The 18,922-nt window shown below is 42.5% G+C and carries 14 protein-coding genes; 11 read left to right on the top strand and 3 right to left on the bottom strand.

What is annotated here, in order from left to right; genetic code table 11:
- The 10 genes from H3U73_RS09495 to H3U73_RS09450 all read left to right on the top strand — a co-directional run bounded on the left by H3U73_RS09495 (position 1) and on the right by H3U73_RS09450 (position 12,647).
- Positions 1-1,233, top strand: coding sequence for a type II secretion system F family protein (locus tag H3U73_RS09495; protein ID WP_096765322.1), 1,233 nt, complete (start codon positions 1-3; stop codon positions 1,231-1,233).
- Positions 1,234-1,239: 6 nt separating this feature from the next.
- Entirely contained in the window at positions 1,240-2,091 is an 852-nt protein-coding gene (locus tag H3U73_RS09490; protein ID WP_096765323.1) for an A24 family peptidase, read from the top strand.
- Complete coding sequence (gene coaE, locus H3U73_RS09485) at positions 2,088-2,702, top strand: dephospho-CoA kinase (protein ID WP_084551530.1); 615 nt, start codon at positions 2,088-2,090, stop codon at positions 2,700-2,702. Before H3U73_RS09490 ends, coaE begins: the two co-directional genes overlap by 4 nt.
- 5 nt (positions 2,703-2,707) lie before the next feature.
- Entirely contained in the window at positions 2,708-3,460 is a 753-nt protein-coding gene (gene zapD / locus H3U73_RS09480) for a cell division protein ZapD (RefSeq protein ID WP_084563563.1), read from the top strand.
- Positions 3,460-3,657 carry a DNA gyrase inhibitor YacG gene (yacG, locus tag H3U73_RS09475; protein WP_025329859.1) on the top strand — a complete coding sequence of 66 codons (198 nt, stop codon included), beginning with the start codon at positions 3,460-3,462 and terminating at the stop codon, positions 3,655-3,657. The genes zapD and yacG overlap by 1 nt, the downstream gene beginning before the upstream one ends.
- A gap of 46 nt (positions 3,658-3,703) precedes the next feature.
- Complete coding sequence (locus H3U73_RS09470; protein ID WP_198190459.1) at positions 3,704-4,624, top strand: ABC transporter ATP-binding protein; 921 nt, start codon at positions 3,704-3,706, stop codon at positions 4,622-4,624.
- The gene (locus tag H3U73_RS09465; protein WP_038648602.1) at positions 4,621-5,382 is read left to right on the top strand and encodes an ABC transporter permease; all 762 of its coding nucleotides are present in this window, start codon (positions 4,621-4,623) and stop codon (positions 5,380-5,382) included. The genes H3U73_RS09470 and H3U73_RS09465 overlap by 4 nt, the downstream gene beginning before the upstream one ends.
- A 54-nt stretch (positions 5,383-5,436) precedes the next feature.
- Positions 5,437-5,685: a BolA family protein gene (locus H3U73_RS09460; protein WP_025329856.1), complete on the top strand. Its 249-nt coding sequence runs from the start codon at positions 5,437-5,439 to the stop codon at positions 5,683-5,685.
- Between the two features lie 39 nt (positions 5,686-5,724).
- Positions 5,725-6,984: a UDP-N-acetylglucosamine 1-carboxyvinyltransferase gene (gene murA / locus H3U73_RS09455; RefSeq protein ID WP_174831018.1), complete on the top strand. Its 1,260-nt coding sequence runs from the start codon at positions 5,725-5,727 to the stop codon at positions 6,982-6,984.
- A gap of 383 nt (positions 6,985-7,367) precedes the next feature.
- On the top strand, positions 7,368-12,647 hold the full coding sequence (locus H3U73_RS09450) for a calcium-binding protein (RefSeq protein WP_198190458.1): 5,280 nt from the start codon (positions 7,368-7,370) through the stop codon (positions 12,645-12,647).
- Positions 12,648-12,934: 287 nt separating this feature from the next.
- Here H3U73_RS09450 and H3U73_RS09445 read toward each other — a convergent pair whose 3' ends face one another.
- The 3 genes from H3U73_RS09445 to cysT are packed head-to-tail and all read right to left on the bottom strand — an operon-like array spanning position 12,935 to position 15,756.
- A complete protein-coding gene (locus H3U73_RS09445) occupies positions 12,935-14,017 on the bottom strand; it encodes a sulfate/molybdate ABC transporter ATP-binding protein (protein ID WP_198190457.1) in 1,083 nt (360 codons plus the stop codon).
- Between the two features lie 30 nt (positions 14,018-14,047).
- Positions 14,048-14,920 carry a sulfate ABC transporter permease subunit CysW gene (gene cysW / locus H3U73_RS09440; RefSeq protein WP_084551525.1) on the bottom strand — a complete coding sequence of 291 codons (873 nt, stop codon included), beginning with the start codon at positions 14,918-14,920 and terminating at the stop codon, positions 14,048-14,050.
- Complete coding sequence (cysT, locus tag H3U73_RS09435; RefSeq protein ID WP_037393176.1) at positions 14,920-15,756, bottom strand: sulfate ABC transporter permease subunit CysT; 837 nt, start codon at positions 15,754-15,756, stop codon at positions 14,920-14,922. The genes cysW and cysT overlap by 1 nt, the downstream gene beginning before the upstream one ends.
- A 364-nt stretch (positions 15,757-16,120) precedes the next feature.
- On the opposite strand from cysT, the gene ppc reads away from it, so the two are divergent.
- Positions 16,121-18,823, top strand: a complete 2,703-nt coding sequence (gene ppc, locus H3U73_RS09430) for a phosphoenolpyruvate carboxylase (protein WP_084551524.1) — start codon at positions 16,121-16,123, stop codon at positions 18,821-18,823.
- Positions 18,824-18,922 lie beyond the last annotated feature (99 nt).

The raw sequence follows: 18,922 nt of genomic DNA, 5'->3' as shown, positions 1-18,922 counted from the left end.
ATGAATAAACCCGTAGCAGTATCCAAAACCAAATCTTCCGGTACCAGTTTCAGTTTTGAAGGCAAAAACCTTAAAACTGAACAGATTGTACGCGGAGAAGTTGTCGCAAAAGACGAGGCTGATGCACGCGCCAAGCTAACCCGGCGTCAAATTCGTGTAATACAGATTGCCAAGGTCAAAAAACAGCGCCAAAAGAAAATCAGTCAGGCAGATATTACCGTCTTTACCCGGCAATTATCCACCATGATGAAATCCGGTCTGCCTATGATGCAGGCTTTCGATATTGCAGCCAAAGGCCATTCTAACCCGGCAATGACCCAGCTACTGTTGCAAATCCGCTCTGATGTTGAGCAAGGTACATCTCTGGCAGAGTCTTTTGCCAAACATCCGAAATATTTCGATCATTTTTACTGTAATCTGGTGCATGCGGGTGAAGCCGGTGGTGTACTAGAGGCTATTCTTGACAAGCTGTCGGTATATAAAGAAAAAACTCAGGGTATCAAGAAAAAAGTTAAAAGTGCCTTGACCTACCCAGCTGTGGTAGTAGTCGTAGCAATCGCACTGGTAATCGTCATGATGATGTTCGTATTACCTTCATTTGGTAAAGTTTACGAGAGTATGGGCGTACCATTACCTGGTTTGACTCAGTTCATGATGAATATTTCCAATTTCTTTGTACATTACGGCATATTTGTTATCATTGCACTGATAGGTGGTGTAATTGGCTTATTTAAATGGTATCAGAACTCAGATGATCTGAAAAAACGTTTTGATTATATGCTGTTAAAAATGCCTATTTTCGGCCAAATCGTTCGTAAAGCCACCATTGCACGCTGGTCTCGTACAACAGCAACTCTATTTGCAGCAGGCGTACCATTGGTAGAAGTTCTTGATTCAGTTGCCGGAGCCTCCGGTAATATTCGCTATGAAGAAGCTACTCAGGAAATCCGTGCCAAAGTTAATCAGGGTATATCTCTTACTTCTGCCATGCAGGCAACCGAATTATTTCCTAACATGGTGATGCAAATGGCTTCAATCGGTGAAGAATCAGGTTCTTTGGATGACATGCTCAATAAGGCCGCAGAATTCTATGAAGAAGATGTAGATACTGCCGTTGCACAACTGTCTTCATTGATGGAACCGATTATTATGGTTGTACTCGGTGGTATTGTCGGGATAATTCTGGTTGCCATGTATTTACCGCTATTTAATATCGGTAATGCCGTAGGTTAATACCTGATGTTAACTGATACTCTGTTTTTTAGCGTCATTGCATTAATATCGGGATGTGCTGTTGGCAGTTTTCTGAATGTTGTGATCTATCGTTTACCCATAATGATGGAACGAAGCTGGCAGGCAGAAGCACGAATGGCATTGCAACTGCCTGCAGAACACACCAGTCGCTTTAATCTCTGTGTTCCGCATTCAGCCTGCCCGCACTGTCAGCATAAAATCCGCTGGTGGCAGAATATACCTCTTGTCAGTTATATACTGCTACGCGGACGCTGTGCTTCATGTTCAGCATCCATCAGCCCGCGCTATTTTTGTGTAGAATTATTAACCGGTATTGCATTTGCTGCAGTAGTCTGGCGTTATGATGTCACACCTGTTGCTGCGGGCGGTCTGATACTGACTGCAGCATTGATTGCACTGACCTTTATAGATGCCGAAACCCAGCTGTTACCTGACCAAATCACCTTACCTCTACTCTGGCTGGGTTTACTGTTTAACTGGTATTGTGAATTTGTTCCCTTAGCTTCTGCTATCTGGGGCGCTGCATTAGGCTATCTGAGCTTGTGGTCACTTTTCTGGTTATTCAAACTACTAACCGGTAAAGATGGTATGGGTTATGGTGATTTTAAACTACTGGCTGCCCTTGGTGCGTGGATGGGTGCTTCTGCATTGCCTTTAATTGTATTTATGGCAGCAATTGTCGGTATTATTGCTTCACTTATTCTCAGAGTTGCCCGCAGCCAGCCTATGGCTTTTGGTCCGGCACTGGCCATTGCAGGCTGGATTGTGTGGATGACAAACAGTCAGATTAATCAGTTGATTCACTGGTGGCTGCGTCTTTCCGGGTTTAGTACATGACGTTCTGGATAGGTCTGTCCGGTGGCATAGGTAGTGGAAAATCTGCCGTAGCAAGCTGTTTTACTGCTCTGGGCATACCAGTACTGAATGCAGATGAAATCGCACACCAGCTTACTGCTCCTGGCGGTCTGGCGTTACCTGAAATCCGCAGACAGTGCGGGAATAATCTATTTCTTACTGACGGCAGTCTGGATCGGCCAAAACTGCGTAATTGGGTGTTTGCCGATTCACAGAATCGTATTCTGCTGGAAAATATTCTCCATCCGTTAATTCTGCAAAGTCTTCAGCAAGCAAAACAGCAAATCGTTTTGAATCAGCATTATGGAATTATTGAAATTCCTTTACTGGCAGAAAAACCAGAATTTCAACAACTGGTACAACGTATACTCATTATCGAAGCACCGGTTAACATATGTATTCAAAGAGTTCGGCAGCGTAGTAATCTGGACGAATCAACAATCCGTGCTATCATGGCGCAGCAGGCTGACAGCAATAGCCGGAAAGCCATTGCCGATGACATCATTATCAACGATGGCAACTGGCAGGAACTAAACCGGAAAGTTATCCAGCTGCATCATTTCTATCAAGCTCTAACACCAGCTAAGTTATGACAGATATTATCCATTTCGAACATCCTTTGTCTGAGCGCGTCCGTAATTTCCTGCGCATAGCACATCTGTTCAAACACTTCCATGAAGTAGTGATACGCAGTGAAATCTGGGCACATCATTGTGCATTATTCTCACTATTCGAAATCATGGAAGCAGCAGCACGTGCCGAATTGAAACTGGATATTCTGCAAGAACTGGAACGACAAAAAAGTCTGGCCAGACAACGTGGTGAAGAAGGTAAACATGTCTTGGTAGATATACAAACTGCAATTACAAATCTGCAAAGCGTTCAGCAAAAATTCGGACAGCATTTACGCGAAAATGAATGGCTGATGGCAATCAAGCAGCGCATGTTCGTACCCGGCGGCACCAGCCCGTATGATTTGCCTTCCTATTATTACTGGCAGCAAAAAAAGCCAGCAGAACGTGAATTACAGTTACGCCAGTGGATCCAGAGTCTGTTACCTACTTATGAAGCCATCAAACTGCTACTGGAAATTCTGCGTCAAAACAGTCTGTCTGTAGACTGTCTGGCAACAAGCGGAAGTTATCAGCATAACAGTCTTGGACAGAACATTCACCTACTAGGAATTAATGTTTCCCAGAATGCCACTGCACTGCCAGAAGTATCTGCTAATAAATATTTTACCCATATTCGCTTTTTACAGGCTTCACAACAACAGGCACGTGGCCAGGTTTTAAACACTGATATACCATTTACTCTGGTCATGTGCAGCTTTGATCCGGTAATCAAATAATGACTGAAAAAATCACCACTGTAATTTGCCCGATATGCGGGAAAAATGTTGACTGGACTCCGTCCAGCCGCTTTCGTCCGTTCTGTTCGGAGCGTTGCAAAATGATTGATCTGGGAGCATGGGCTAGTGAAAATTATAATCTGCCAGCCGATGAAGATCAGCCGCTAAGTGAAGAAATAACACCATCAAAGCATTGATAAACAGCGGCAAATATCACTTATAACCTCACAAATATTCAATTTTATGACTTCCCCTGCTCTTTGTATTAAACAAGCAGTAAAAACCTATGCTAATGGTTTTACTGCTTTAAAAGGTGTCAGCTTTAGCGTCCAGCCCGGTGAATTTTTTGGTTTACTCGGTCCTAACGGTGCCGGCAAAACTACTCTCATTTCCGCAATGGCCGGACTAAGCCGCCTGACTTCCGGACAAATCAGCATTTGTGGTCATGATGTACAACTGGAAGCAAACACTACCCGTAAACTTCTGGGTGTCGTTCCGCAGGAACTGGTTTTTGATCCTTTTTTTAACGTACGTGAAGCACTGAAATTTCAGTCCGGCTATTTTGGTCTGCGCAATAACGATGACTGGATAGATGAAATTATCTCCGGTCTCGGACTGACAGATAAAGCCGACACGAACACACGTAATCTGTCTGGCGGGATGAAACGCCGCGTTATGGTTGCTCTGGCTTTAGTACACCGGCCGCCTGTTATCGTACTGGACGAACCCACAGCCGGAGTAGACGTAGAATTACGTCAGAATCTGTGGCAGTTTATTACCCGACTGAATACAGACGGTCATACCATTATTCTAACCACACATTATCTGGAAGAAGCACAATCATTATGTAATCGCATAGCCATGCTGAAACATGGTGAAATTGTCGCACTGGACAGCACACGCAACTTACTGGATACCGAAACAGAATTACGGCTGGCATTAACTACAGATCAAACATTACCGGATAATTTACGTCATTATCTGATTAAAGAAGATGATAATAACCATTATCTGCTCAAACTCGCTGACTACAACCAGCTAACAGCCTTATTACAAATTCTGCAGAATCAGAGAATTAATGTTATCAATCTGAATATTCTGGAAAACGATCTGGAAAACGTCTTTCTGCGCCTGACCAGTGACCATGCGAAAGGCACAAAATGAATACAATTGGTTGCTACACCCTTTTTAAAAAAGAAGTATTGCGATTCTGGAAAGTAGGGTTTCAAACTTTATCTGCTCCTATCCTCACCGCCTTGCTGTATCAGCTGATATTTGCTCATGTAATGCAGGGGCGTCCTGATATATTACCGGGAGTCAGTTACAATGTATTTCTGATACCGGGCCTGGCTATGATGTCCATGCTGCAAAATGCTTTTGCCAACTCATCTTCCAGCCTGATTCAGTCACGGATTACCGGTAATCTGATATTTATTCTGTTGCCGCCATTGGGTACCATTGCTTTCTTTTGCGCTTATGTCGGCGCTTCCATCCTACGCGGACTGATGGTAGGTATTGGAGTCATAGCAGTAACAGCTTTTTTCGGATTAACCATGCCACATCATATCGGCTGGATAATAACATTTGCACTGCTCGGATGTGCCATTATGGGTATGTTTGGCTTACTTGCCGGCATTGTTGCAGAAAAATTTGATCAGCTGGCCGCTTTTCAGAACTTTCTTATCATGCCTTTAACATTTCTGTCCGGTGTATTCTATTCTATCAACAGCCTGCCTGAATTCTGGCGTTCACTCAGCCATTTCAATCCGGTTTTTTATATGATTGACGGCTTCCGTTTTGGTTTTTTTGGCCAGAGTGATTCCTCTCCCTGGCTTGCACTAACGGTAGTCGGCAGCTTTGCTATCGTCCTGTGTTTTCTTGTCTGCGGCATTCTGAAATCAGGCTGGAAATTACGCAATTAGACACAGCAAAACGCTATAATAGCCGCCTTATTAATAACTATTCCGGAGCACGTTATGTTAACACCAGAAGAAGTTAAAACCATGATTGCAAACCTTCTACCTTGTGAATATCTTGAGGTTGAAGGTGATGGTCATCATTTCTTTGCCCGGATTGTATCCAGTGCCTTTAACGGAAAAAACCGGCTGGCACGCCATCGTATGATTAAAGACGGGCTAGCGCAGCAGATTGCCAGTAATGAATTACATGCACTATCCATTACCACTGCCGCCACTCCTGACGAATGGGCTGTCAAACAGCATTAATCCGGCAAACAGACACTATTGCCATAATTGAGAATCCATATGGAAAAATTAAAAATCCGTGCTAACGGCGCATTACACGGTGAAATTGTTATTTCCGGCGCTAAAAATGCCGCTTTACCTTTGTTATGTGCCTCCTTACTGACTCGTGATACCCTGCATCTGACCAATGTGCCCATGCTTCGTGATGTTAAAACCACCCAAAAACTGTTACAGGGCATGGGAGCACGTGTACTTACAGATAATATTCAGGAATTTGAAATAAACTGTAACAGTATCAATAATACCTGTGCACCATACGATCTGGTTAAAACCATGCGTGCATCTATTCTGGTACTGGGTCCCACACTGGCACACTTTGGTGAGGCTCAGGTCAGCCTACCCGGAGGCTGTGCCATCGGATCGAGACCGGTAGACCAGCACCTCAAAGGGCTTGAAGCCATGGGGGCAGAAATCAGTATTGAGCATGGTTATGTCAAAGCCCGGGCAAAACGTCTGCAAGGTGCACATATTGTTATGGATATGGTTACCGTAACCGGCACAGAAAATCTGTTAATGGCTGCAACACTGGCAAACGGAACGACTATTCTGGAAAATGCTGCCATGGAACCGGAAGTTACCGATCTTGCCGATTGCCTGGTTAAAATGGGTGCCAATATTCAGGGAATAGGTACACCGACTCTTACTATTACCGGTGTAGAAAAATTACACGGATGCAGTCACCGTGTCGTTCCCGACCGCATAGAAGCCGGAACTTTTTTGTGTGCAGTGGCTATGACCGGCGGCAAAGTCGTTCTTAAACATGCTGCACCTAAAACCATGCAGGCCATTCTGGAAAAACTGAGTGAAGCCGGCGCAATTATTGAAGCCGGTGAAGACTGGATCAGCATCGACATGCAACAGCGTCCCAAAGCTATCGATATCCGCACCCTTCCCTATCCGGCATTTCCTACCGATATGCAAGCACAGTTTATGGTAATGAATAGTATTGCCAGCGGTAACAGTAAAGTAGTAGAAACCATTTTTGAAAACCGTTTTATGCATGTACCCGAACTTAATCGCATGGGTGCCCGGATATCCGCTGAAGGTAATACTGCAATTGTGGAAGGTGTGGAACAATTATCCGGTACAACTGTTATGGCTACCGATTTACGCGCTTCTGCCAGTCTGGTACTTGCCGGTCTGGTAGCCAGTGGTGAAACTACTGTTGAACGTATTTATCATCTTGATCGCGGCTATGAAAATATAGAACAGAAGCTAGGCGGAGTGGGCGCAATTATTGAACGTGTCAGCGACCATTAATCATCAGTAAATCGCAACGACATATCCGCATATATATCCGGATATGTCCTTTTATACATTACAAAGCAATTAAAATTCAATTTGTCATAATTTAAATTCATAAATATATTAAATAAATTAAATATAAAATTAATTATGCATAATTTTTAATAAAAACATATATTTACATAATAAAAAAATAATGGTCTTTTAAAAAAAATATAAATTGTTTGATATAAATCAAATTTTATACCAGTTATACAGAGTATATATACTCTCAGATTATGATACATAAAGCTTTGATTTATAATGATTAAAACTTAAATATCATAATTAGTGCTGATTCTGACCAGTCAGCAAACTTTATTTAAGAATATAAACTTTAATCAAGGAGATTCAGGATTATGGAAACTTTAAACAATTTATACAGACAGCAAAATAATTCCCAGCCAAAGAATGAAAAAAACTCTCTGAAATCAGCAGCTTTTGCAGAAAGTCCTAATTCAGCAAACACTAATGGTCTTATTCAGGGTAATGACTGGGTAAAAGACAGGTACGTATTCAGAAACGGCCACGGACAACATACTATCAGTGATCAGGGATATGATAGTTCTGACTCTTATTGGCAACAACAACGCAATGATATTGTCTTTGAAAATATCAATTCCGCTGAGGCATTATTTAAACGCTCCGGTAATAATCTGATTATCTACACTAATAACTCCAGAGACTTTGTTATCTTAAATGATTATTTTGACTATAGCAGAAACAGCCGTGCTTTTACCTTCATTTTCAATGATAAAACGGTAACCTACGAAAATCTGAAGAGTGATTATACCTTTAGTGTAAACGGCGATAATAATGATAATATCATTAATGGCTGGCAGGGTAAAGATCTTCTGTATGGAGGTAATGGTAACGATACTCTTAACGGCAATGACGGCGATGATACTCTCTACGGCGATGCCGGCAATGATATCTTAAATGGCGGTAATGGTAACGACACCCTTTACGGCGGTACCGGTAATGATACGCTGAATGGATCTGATGGCGACGATATTATCAACGGCGATGATGGAGACGATATTCTCTATGGCGATGCCGGTAATGACCAGCTCAATGGCGGTTACGGCAACGATACCCTGAGCGGAGGTAATGGCAACGATATTCTTAATGGTAATGATGGCGATGATATTCTCTATGGCGATGCCGGCAATGACCAGCTCAATGGAGGTGCCGGCAATGATGCGATAACTGGCGGCACTGGTTTTGATATTCTCAATGGCGGCACTGGTAATGATATCCTCAGTGGCGGCGATTACGAAAAAGATCAGTATATCTTCCAGCAGGGACATGGGCAGGATATTATCAATGATAAAGGGGATGATTACGCCATTTCTTACTTACAACAAAAGCGCAATGATCTGGTATTTCAGGGTGCCAATTCAGTAAATGCCCTATTTACCCGTGCCGGTAATGATCTGATCATCCTTGCTTACGGCACTACTGATTCCGTTACTTTGCCGGATTATTTTGATCTGAATAAAAGCAGCCGAGCCTTTAACTTTATCTTTGATGATAAAACCGTTACTTACGAAAATCTCAAAACCGATTATGGTATTACATCCAATGGTGATTTCCATAACAATACCCTTATCGGCTGGGCCGGTAAGGATATTATGAACGGGGGTAATGGTAATGATGTCCTGTGGGGCAGAAATGGTGATGATACCCTGAATGGCGGCAATGGTAATGACGAACTCAACGGAGAAAACGGTAGCGATATTCTTAATGGCGATTACGGTAACGACACATTAAATGGTGGTGCCGGTAATGATATTCTTAATGGCGGATGGGATAATGATGAACTCAACGGAGAAAACGGTGACGATATTCTTAATGGCGATTACGGTAACGACACATTAAATGGTGGTGCCGGTAATGATATTCTTAATGGCGGAGATTTTCAAAAAGATCGTTACCTGTTTCAACGTGGTCACGGACAGGACATTATTAACGATATAGGTAGACCTAATCAAACTTCTGCAAATAATGACCTTGTCTTTCAGGGTGCGAAATCTGCGGATGCTGTCTTTACCCGCTCTGGCAATAATCTGATTATCAGTGCCTATGGCTCAAATGATTCTGTCACCTTAATTGATTATTTTGACTATATATTAGGCAGTAGCACAAATAGTAAAATAGATAGTAATTTAGACAGTCGCGCATTTAATTTTATATTTGATGATACAACGATCACTTATGAATATCTCAAAAATAATTACACCTTTACTGCTAACGGCAATGATCAAAATAATACTATTATAGGCTGGGAAGGCAGAAATATTCTGAATGGTGGTGCCGGCAACGATACATTATATGGCGGTAACGATAATGATATTCTTATCGGCGGGACGGGTAATGACATACTCTACGGAAGAGGCGGGCAAAAAGACATTTTTCAGTTCGAGAAAGGACACGGACAAGACGTTATCGATGAAGTTTTTTATGACTATGCAACAAACAATGATCTTATCTTTAAAGGAGCCTATTCAGCCAATGCTGCATTCAGCCGATATGGAGATGATTTGATTATCCATGCCTATGGTTCTGATGACTCCGTTACTATAAATAATTATTTTCTCGGTAGCAATAATCAGGCTTTTAATTTTATTTTTAATGATAAAACCGTTAATTATCAGTATATAGAAAATAATTTTACTCTTACAATTATAGGTGATAGTCGTAGAAACTACAAAAATGGCTGGAAAGGTAAAAATATTTTGAATGGCGGTGCCGGTAATGATCTTCTAAATGGAAATAAACAAGATGATATTTTAAACGGCGATGACGGCGATGACTATTTAAGTGGAGAAGACGGTAACGATACGCTTAATGGTGGTGCTGGTAACGATAAATTAGATGGTGGTCATGGTTCTGATATCTTCAATGGCGGTGCCGGCAATGATATTCTTGATGGTGGCTTCAATGAAAAAGACACTTATCTGTTTCAGCGCGGACACGGACAGGATATCATCCAAGAAAGTTATTATAGCAATGAATCTGTAGAGGTGAATGACGTTATATTCGAGGGAGCAAATTTTGCAAATGCAGTATTTACCCGTTCTGGCAATAATCTGGTTATCCATGCCTATGGTAGCGATGACTCTGTTACTATAAATAATTATTTTTATAATAATAAAGATTATTGGAATGTAGCAAGTTATCATGCTTATAATTTTATTTTTGACGACAAAGTAATTACATATTCCGACCTTGTTAATAATAATTATTCTTTTACTGCTACTGGTGATAATACTAATAACAAAATTGATGGCTGGGATGGTAAAAATATTCTTAGCGGAGGTGGCGGTAATGATTTTTTATATGGGAAAAACAAAGATGATGTTCTGAATGGAGATGATGGCGATGACAAACTCAACGGGGCAGATGGTGACGATATACTTAATGGCGGTGATGGCGATGACAACTTATATGGTGGTGAAGGTTCTGATGTTCTGATTGGAGGTGCAGGCAATGACTTCCTAGAGGGTGGCTTCAATGAAAAAGACACTTATCTGTTTCAGTATGGTCACGGACAGGATATTATTAATGATAGCGGGTATTATAATAGTAACCACACCTTATATAACGATGTTATCTTTGAAGATGCCTACTCTACTGATGCCACTTTTACCCGTTCTGGGAACGATTTAATCATACACGCTTATCACTCAGATGATTCTGTTACGCTAACTAGTTATTTTACTAACGATTACGAACGGGTTTTTAATTTTATTTTTACAGATAAAACTATCGATTATGAATACCTTAAAAATAATTACACTTTTACGCCCACGGAGAATATTAATAAAACAATAACGGGTACCAATGGTGACGATATTCTGAACGGAGGTGTGGGTAATGATACACTATACGGGCTAAGTGGCAATGATACTCTGAACGGAAATGATGGCAATGATATCTTATGGGGCGGATATGGCAATGATATCCTGAATGGCGGTAACGGCAATGATACCTTATGGGGCGATAGTGGTTATGACATACTGAACGGAGGCGCCGGTAATGATATCCTGAACGGAGGCAACAGAGGAAAAGACCGTTACCTGTTTCAGCGCGGACACGGACAGGATACTATTAATGATACTGGATACTATAACTACTCAAATGAAGTCGATGATATTGTTTTTGAAGGTGCTAATTTTGCCGATGCAGTTTTTACCCGCTCCGGCAAAGATTTGATTGTTCGAGCCTATGGATCAGAGGATTCTGTTACCCTGACTGATTATTTCAACGACTCAGCTAATGCTTTCAACTTTATTTTTAACGATAAATTCATTGATTATCAATATATCAAAAATAATTTCACTTTTACTGCAGATGGTGATGATACTGATAACACAATCAAAGGCTGGGCAGACGGTAAAAATATCCTGAATGGTGGTGCCGGTAATGACATTCTGATCGGCGTAGAAGGCAGAAATGTGGATGAGGTTCTGAATGGCGGTGATGGCAATGATAGTTTGTATGGCAACGGTGGCAGTGACACCCTTAATGGTGGTGCCGGTAATGATTTTCTTAATGGAGGTGCTTCCGCAGATCGTTATTTATTTCAGCGCGGACACGGGCAAGACATTATTGGTGATAGCTTCGATGATGTTAATGAAGTCGTTTTCCAAGGTGCTAATTTTGCTGATGCGGTATTTACCAGCTCTGGCGAAAATCTGATTATTCATGCCTATGGCTCGAATGATTCTGTTACTATTAATGATTATTTCTATATTTACACTTATACATCGGCCAAAGCTTATAAATTCATTTTTGAAGACAGAATTATTACCTATCAGGATTTTCAGAATTATTATACCTATATTACCTATGGTGATAGCAGTAATGACACAATTAAAGGCTGGGAGGGCAAAAACATTATCAGTGGCGGTAGCGGTGATGACAAGTTATATGGTCAAAACAAAGATAATATTCTGAATGGTGATGATGGTAATGACAGATTATATGGTGGAAGCGGAAATGATATTCTGAATGGCGGTAATGGCGATGATTACCTATATGGAGATAGTGGATTTGATATACTGAATGGCGGTGCCGGTAACGATTATCTGTATGGTGGTATGTATGAAAAAGATCGTTATCTGTTTCAGCGGGGTCACGGACAGGATATTATCGATGATAGGGGGAATGATATATCCAGTGAATATAATGATATTGTTTTTGAGGGAACAAATCTTACCAATGCTGTATTTAGCCGTTCTGGTTATGATCTGATCGTGCGGGCATATGGTACTAATGATTCTGTAACTTTGAGTAGATACTTTGATTCTAGTGCACGAGCCCATTCTTTCAACTTTATATTTGATGATAAAACCATCAGCTATCAAGATATTATTAAAGGAAATTACTTGTCTGCCCAAACCGGTAAATCCGGCTATGGTATAACTTCAAAAAGTTTACTTAACCGTGATTTATTGACCAGAAATTCTACTCCTGTAGCAAATGAAAGTCCGGCTGTAGCCACTCAGGCTCAGCAACTGGCTTCAGCTATGTCCGGTTTTACCGCCAGACATGATAGTTCTCTTTCCGGCATGCCGGATCAGATACAACAATTTGTTCAGCACAATAATTTTGCTGCCTATTGGGGTAATTAAATCATAGATGATTTAATTAAAGCGGCTACCGAATATCATTTCGGTAGCCGTTTTTTATTTATTCAATATTTATTGTGATAATTTTTTTTGAATTATATCTTTATTGGTATTGATAGCTTAGCTGCCACTTAATTAATCTTTTTTCTGCAGATAAAAAATACCTGCAATTAATATTCTCTGACTTAAAATATTTGAAATTATATAAATAAAAACATATATATATATAACCGAATCAGATTTTATTCTAATTTAATTATTTAAATACTTTCCGAATAAAATTAATATAATTAAATCACGTAATCTACCATCTCCGGCAATCTGAACATAGTTAACCGCTGAGGTCTGAACCATACTGTCTGAGCCGGCTGCAATGACAGCGTACGAAACTCGGCCGGCGACAGCCATACCTGTATACGCTGATTATTATCCTCTCGGCGCAACCATAACCTTATTTGTGCACCGATAGCATGTATTTCTTCTACGCATGCACTGGCAATTACATTATCCTGAATATGTGTTAATACCTGTATTTCCTGAGGCCGAATATAAACAGCTACATTCTGACGGGCTTTTTCTCCTGTGGTAATCGGTTCATGATAATGCCCCAGACACAATTGCCCGTGTTCAATACAGGCATCTTCAAATACATTAACCTCACCCAGAAACTCGGTAACAAATACATTTTCAGGATTATCATACAAAGATGAGGCAGCTCCGCTTTGCTCAACTTTTCCCTGATTCATCACTACTATCTGGTCGGCCATTTCCAGCGCCTCTTCCTGATCATGTGTAACCAGTACACTGGTAATCCCAAGCTGATGATGAATTTCCAGCAGCCACTGGCGTAATTCCTTGCGCACCTTGGCATCCAGTGCACCAAACGGCTCATCCAGCAGCAGCAGCTTTGGTCTGGTTGCCAAAGCACGTGCCAGAGCAATACGCTGGCGCTGACCTCCGGATAGTTGCTGCGGATATACTTTAGCCAGCCAGTCAAGCTGCACCAGTTGTAATAATTCATGCACCCGGTTAGCTATTTCTGCTTTATTCGGACGAATGCGTTTAGGTAATACCTGTAAACCAAAAGCCACATTATCAAATACAGTCATATGCCTGAATAAGGCATAGTGCTGAAACATAAATCCGATCCGGCGCTCACGCACATGAAGATTACTGATCTCATCATCAGCAAAAAACAGCTCACCTGAATCTGCGCGTTCCAGCCCGGCAATGATGCGTAATAAGGTGGTTTTTCCACAACCGGACGGACCAAGCAATGCCGTCAGTGAACCGGTTGGTACCTGCAGATTAATATTCTGCAAGGCATGATAATCACCATAATATTTATTTAACTGTTTAATACGAATACTCATAATCGCTACCCAGCACGGTACTTTACTTATTCAGTCGCTTACTGCAATCTGCTCGCGCCGTGCATCTTTGAACAAACGTGTCTGCCGCCAGTCGAGATACTTCTGTAATACCAGCGTGCATAAAGCCAGCAAGGCTAGTAAACTGGAAACAGCAAATGCCCCTACCATGTTGTATTCGTTATACATCATCTCTACCAGTAAAGGCATTGTATTGGTTTCACCGCGGATATGGCCTGAAACCATACTGACAGCCCCGAATTCACCCATTGCACGGGCATTAGTCAGAATAATGCCGTAAATCAGAGCCCATTTCAGATTGGGTAATGTGACACGCCAGAACATTTGCCAGCCACTAGCACCTAGTATCAGTGCAGCCTGTTCTTCACTACTTCCCTGAGCCTGCATTAAAGGGATGAGCTCACGTGCTACAAAGGGGAAGGTAACAAACAGAGTCGCCAGCACCATACCCGGTACTGCAAAAATAATCTGTATTCCATGTGTTTCCATCCAGCCACCGAACCAACTGTTACTACCGAAGAGTAAGACAAACATCAACCCCGCCACGACCGGCGAAACTGCAAATGGCAGATCCAGCAAAGTTGTCCATAACTGTTTACCACGAAATGAAAAATGGGTTAACAACCAGGCCATTGCCACACCCAGTATTACATTTACCGGCACAACAATAACAGTAATCAGCAAGGACAAACGAATGGCTGAGAGTGCCTCTTCATCAGTCAAAGCAGCCAGATACAATTGCCAGCCCTTTGCCAGCGCAAAACTGAATACCGATAACAGCGGCAAAAGTAACAGCAAACCCAGGCACAGCAGCGTTATGCATATCAGCAAGTAGCGCAGCCAGCGCGGTTCGGTAAGCAACTCATTGGTTTTAACTGTGCTCATCAGTATCGTCCCTGCATACGCCGGCTCAGACGCCATTGCCACAAATTCAGCATAAACAAAATGGTAAAGGAAATTATTAACATAAATAATGCGACTGCTGCCGCTGCAGGCAGATCAAACAATTCAAATTTACTGACAATAATCAGCGGCAGAATTTCTGATTTAAATGGCACATTACCGGCAATAAAAATTACAGAACCGTATTCTCCGGTAGCGCGTGCAAAAGCCATACCTGCCCCCATTACCAGTGCCGGTAAAACCTCCGGCAGCAGCACCCTGAATACAATGGTTAATCTGGAAGCACCCAGAATAGCCGCAGCTTCTTCATATTCTCCTGATAATTCTGCCAGCACCGGCTGTACTGCGCGTACGACGAATGGCAGGCTTACCAGCAACAATGCCAGCCAGATCCCTGCCGGTGTAAATGCTATCTGCAAGCCAAACCGGGTTAATACTGCACCTATCCACCCTGTAGGTGCATATAAGGTAGCCAAAGCCACCCCTGTTACTGCAGTAGGTAAAGCAAACGGCAAATCTACCAATGCATTAACCAGATCCTTACCCCAGAAGTGGTAACGTACCAATACCCATGCCACCAAAGTTCCCAGCAGTACACTGGCCAGCATTGCCAGTAAAGACATTTTCAAAGTCAGCCATACCGCAGCAAGTGTCCTTGGTTCAGAAATGACTTGTATAAAACCATGCCAGCCCAGATCAGTAACAGTCCATACCAGCATCGTAAATGGCAACAGCACCAGTACTGACAGCGATAACACACTTATGCCGAGACTAAGCGAAAAACCGGGCAGTACAGATGGCTGTTTTAAAAACAGCATAACCTTCTCTCCCACAGACCTGGCAGGCACAAACAATACCGGTAGCTGTATCAGACACACCGGCACACATTGGAAGCATCCTGTTCGGGCTATGTTCCAAGCGCAAAATACCAACCACAACAAGAAAATGATTAATAAGTCAAAAAAACAGAATGTAAAAATAAATTCAATCATTCTGTTAAATCAGAATCAGCCAACAATATAAAAGGCTGTTCGGGTGATTGAGAAAGAATATATTTTTGTAACCTAAGAAGCTGAGGTTATAACTCTTATCGAATCAGTAGTATTGCCCGTATCATCACCACGTAATATCATGGACGCAGGTTATTCAATATAAACACAAGTCTGCAAAAGCGAGAACACAATGCCAACATCACTTCTGGACGAGCGTAAAGATGCGCCCCTGTCGGCAGATATCAAATTCCTGACTGAAGCACTATTTAACGTCCTGCAAAACGAAACCACAGCTACTGTACAAACTGTATTGCGCCAGCTCCTCAGTGGTAATCAGCCACAAACCATCATTCAACAGGTGGTGCCTACTCTGGATTTACAACAACAGCAAGATTTGATTCGTGCATGCAGCCTTTTTGCACAAGTACTGAATATTGCCGAAGATGCGCACCATGAACGGCGGCGACAGGCATATGAAAATGACAGACAGCATCCCGGACGCACCAGTTTTACTCATGTTATCAACCAGATTCAGCAACAGCAGATTAGTGCTGCACAACTGGAACAGATTCTGCAGCAAACCAGTATCAGTGCAGTGCTAACCGCCCATCCAACTGAAGTACAGCGCCAGTGCATTCTGTGCTTTCAGCGTCATATCCGCACCATTCTCAGTGAATACGACCATTCTGATCATCACTATAACGAACAGCTAAAGCAACAGGCTGAAGCTATTCTGCTGGCCTTATGGCAGACTGATGAAACGCGCCATTTCAAAATCAGCGTAAGTGATGAAATTTATAATAGCGTTACCTATTTTCCATTGAGTTTTTTTAAAGCGGTACCAGCCCTTTACCGCAAACTGCAACAGCAGCTCACCAGCACGTATCCGCAAATAACTCTTCCTGATGTACTCAGTATCGGTGGCTGGGTTGGCGGAGATCGTGACGGTAATCCGTATGTTAATGCAGATACTTTACAGGAAGCTTTCATCTTTCAGGGTGATACTTTGTTAAAGCATTATCATCAATGTCTGGATGAACTGCATCAGTTGCTGCCGCTTTCTTCTCGTCGTGTTCAGATTGACAGCAGCGTGTATCATATGGCCGAGCAGTCACCGGATACCGCAACGGCTCATAGCGAAGAACCATACCGCCGTGCTCTTACCTATATACAGGCACGCCTGAATGCTACCTCCCGGCAACTGAATATTGCTCCACACAACCAGCATCATGGTCTGCCTCCATATAAACAACCGGCGGAACTTTTGCAGGAGCTTAATAATATAGCCAGCTCTTTACAACAAAATGGCAGTGCCCTGCTCACACAAGGCAAACTGGCTGACCTGATTCGTTCTGTTTCCCTGTTCGGTTTTCATCTGATGTCCATCGACTTGCGTCAGCATGCAGCCAAACATGCCGAAGTTGTAGCCGAACTGTTTACACATGCCGGTCTTGAAATGTTTGAGACATTAAGTGAAGCAGCCAAACAGCGCGTTCTGTTACGTGAATTAAGCACCCAGCGCCCGCTATACAGCCCTTATATTCAGTATAGTCCGCACACCATGCGTGAGCTGGCTATATTCCAGACTGCGGCGAATGTTAAAAATAACTATGGTGAAACCGCTATCAATCAGTGCATTATTTCTAACGCCGAAACCGTTAGCGATATATTGGTGGTAGCGTTACTGCTGAAAGAAACCGGTTTACTGAGCATCAGTAATGAGAAACCGACCAGCCGGATTAATATTGTTCCTCTGTTTGAGACCATTGATGCCTTGCATAATTGCATCAGTATTATGGATAAATTATTTAATCTGCCCTGGTATCGTGCTTTTTTGCGTAGTCGTGATAACCTGCAGGAAATTATGCTGGGCTACTCTGACAGTAATAAAGATGGTGGTTATGTAACCAGCCAGTGGTCACTTTATCAGGCTGAATCGAGACTGGTACAACTGTTTGGTCAGCACCATATCCGTCTGCGCCTGTTTCATGGCCGCGGTGGCAGTGTCGGTCGCGGTGGCGGACCTTCATTCGATGCAATCATGGCACAGCCGGCTGGCAGCGTAGCCGGACAAATACGCATTACTGAACAAGGAGAAGTTATTACCGCCAAATATGCTGATCCGACCAATGCAGAACGTAATCTTGAAGCACTCATTGCTGCTACTCTTGAAGCTACTGTTTTACCCATGCACAACAGCGAGCCTGACAGCGAACTGATGAATGCATTGTCTGCCAGTGCATTCACACATTACCGGCAATTAATTACTTTTCCGGGCTTTATTGATTATTTTCTGCAAACCAGCCCGATTCAGGAAATTGCGAGTCTGAATATTGGCAGCCGCCCCGCCAGCCGGAAAACACTGGCCAAAATTCAGGACTTACGCGCCATACCATGGGTATTCTCATGGACCCAGAACCGCCTGATGCTGCCGGCCTGGTATGGCTTCGGTAGTGCAGTAGCAGAACTGATTGAACAGGACAGCACCAATCTGCAACGCTTACAGCAGCAGGTCAAAAACAGTCCGTTTTTTCAAACCATGCTTTCCAACATGGATCAGGTCATGGCCAAAGCCGATCTTACTATTGCTGAGGCTTATGTAGATCTTGCCAGTGATCAGCAAGCTGCCAGAACCATTTACACCATGCTATCTGAAGAGTTTGAGCGCAGCCGGCAGGCTTTGCTTAATATTTTGCAACGTCAGCATTATCTGAGTGATAACCGCACTCTGGCACGTTCTCTGGCCTTGCGTATTCCTTATCTGAATGCACTGAACTGGTTGCAGATACATCTGCTGCAACAATTACGCCAGCAGCCGGATAATAGTGAGATACTCCAGCTCATCCATCTGACAATTAATGGTATTGCACAAGGGTTGCGTAATACCGGCTAGATATCATCCTGTTTTGCGGACAGTATTTCCATTCTGTCCGCTCATCACCAGTGCATATAACTTGAATTTTTCCAATGAAATATTTATTTTTATATCCAA

Origin of the sequence: Snodgrassella sp. W8124 (assembly GCF_016100875.1) — a bacterium.
Classification (GTDB): domain Bacteria; phylum Pseudomonadota; class Gammaproteobacteria; order Burkholderiales; family Neisseriaceae; genus Snodgrassella; species Snodgrassella alvi.
Note: the sequence above shows the minus strand (reverse complement) of the source record. Positions and strands in the feature narration are given on the sequence as shown.

Coding starts and splice junctions, on each gene's coding strand:
- H3U73_RS09495 (WP_096765322.1), top strand. CDS start 1: ATGAATAAACCCGTAGCAGTATCCAAAACCAAATCTTCCGGTACCAGT.
- H3U73_RS09490 (WP_096765323.1), top strand. CDS start 1,240: ATGTTAACTGATACTCTGTTTTTTAGCGTCATTGCATTAATATCGGGA.
- coaE (WP_084551530.1), top strand. CDS start 2,088: ATGACGTTCTGGATAGGTCTGTCCGGTGGCATAGGTAGTGGAAAATCT.
- yacG (WP_025329859.1), top strand. CDS start 3,460: ATGACTGAAAAAATCACCACTGTAATTTGCCCGATATGCGGGAAAAAT.
- H3U73_RS09470 (WP_198190459.1), top strand. CDS start 3,704: ATGACTTCCCCTGCTCTTTGTATTAAACAAGCAGTAAAAACCTATGCT.
- H3U73_RS09465 (WP_038648602.1), top strand. CDS start 4,621: ATGAATACAATTGGTTGCTACACCCTTTTTAAAAAAGAAGTATTGCGA.
- H3U73_RS09460 (WP_025329856.1), top strand. CDS start 5,437: ATGTTAACACCAGAAGAAGTTAAAACCATGATTGCAAACCTTCTACCT.
- murA (WP_174831018.1), top strand. CDS start 5,725: ATGGAAAAATTAAAAATCCGTGCTAACGGCGCATTACACGGTGAAATT.
- H3U73_RS09450 (WP_198190458.1), top strand. CDS start 7,368: ATGGAAACTTTAAACAATTTATACAGACAGCAAAATAATTCCCAGCCA.
- H3U73_RS09445 (WP_198190457.1), bottom strand. CDS start 14,017: ATGAGTATTCGTATTAAACAGTTAAATAAATATTATGGTGATTATCAT.
- cysW (WP_084551525.1), bottom strand. CDS start 14,920: ATGAGCACAGTTAAAACCAATGAGTTGCTTACCGAACCGCGCTGGCTG.
- cysT (WP_037393176.1), bottom strand. CDS start 15,756: ATGCTGTTTTTAAAACAGCCATCTGTACTGCCCGGTTTTTCGCTTAGT.
- ppc (WP_084551524.1), top strand. CDS start 16,121: ATGCCAACATCACTTCTGGACGAGCGTAAAGATGCGCCCCTGTCGGCA.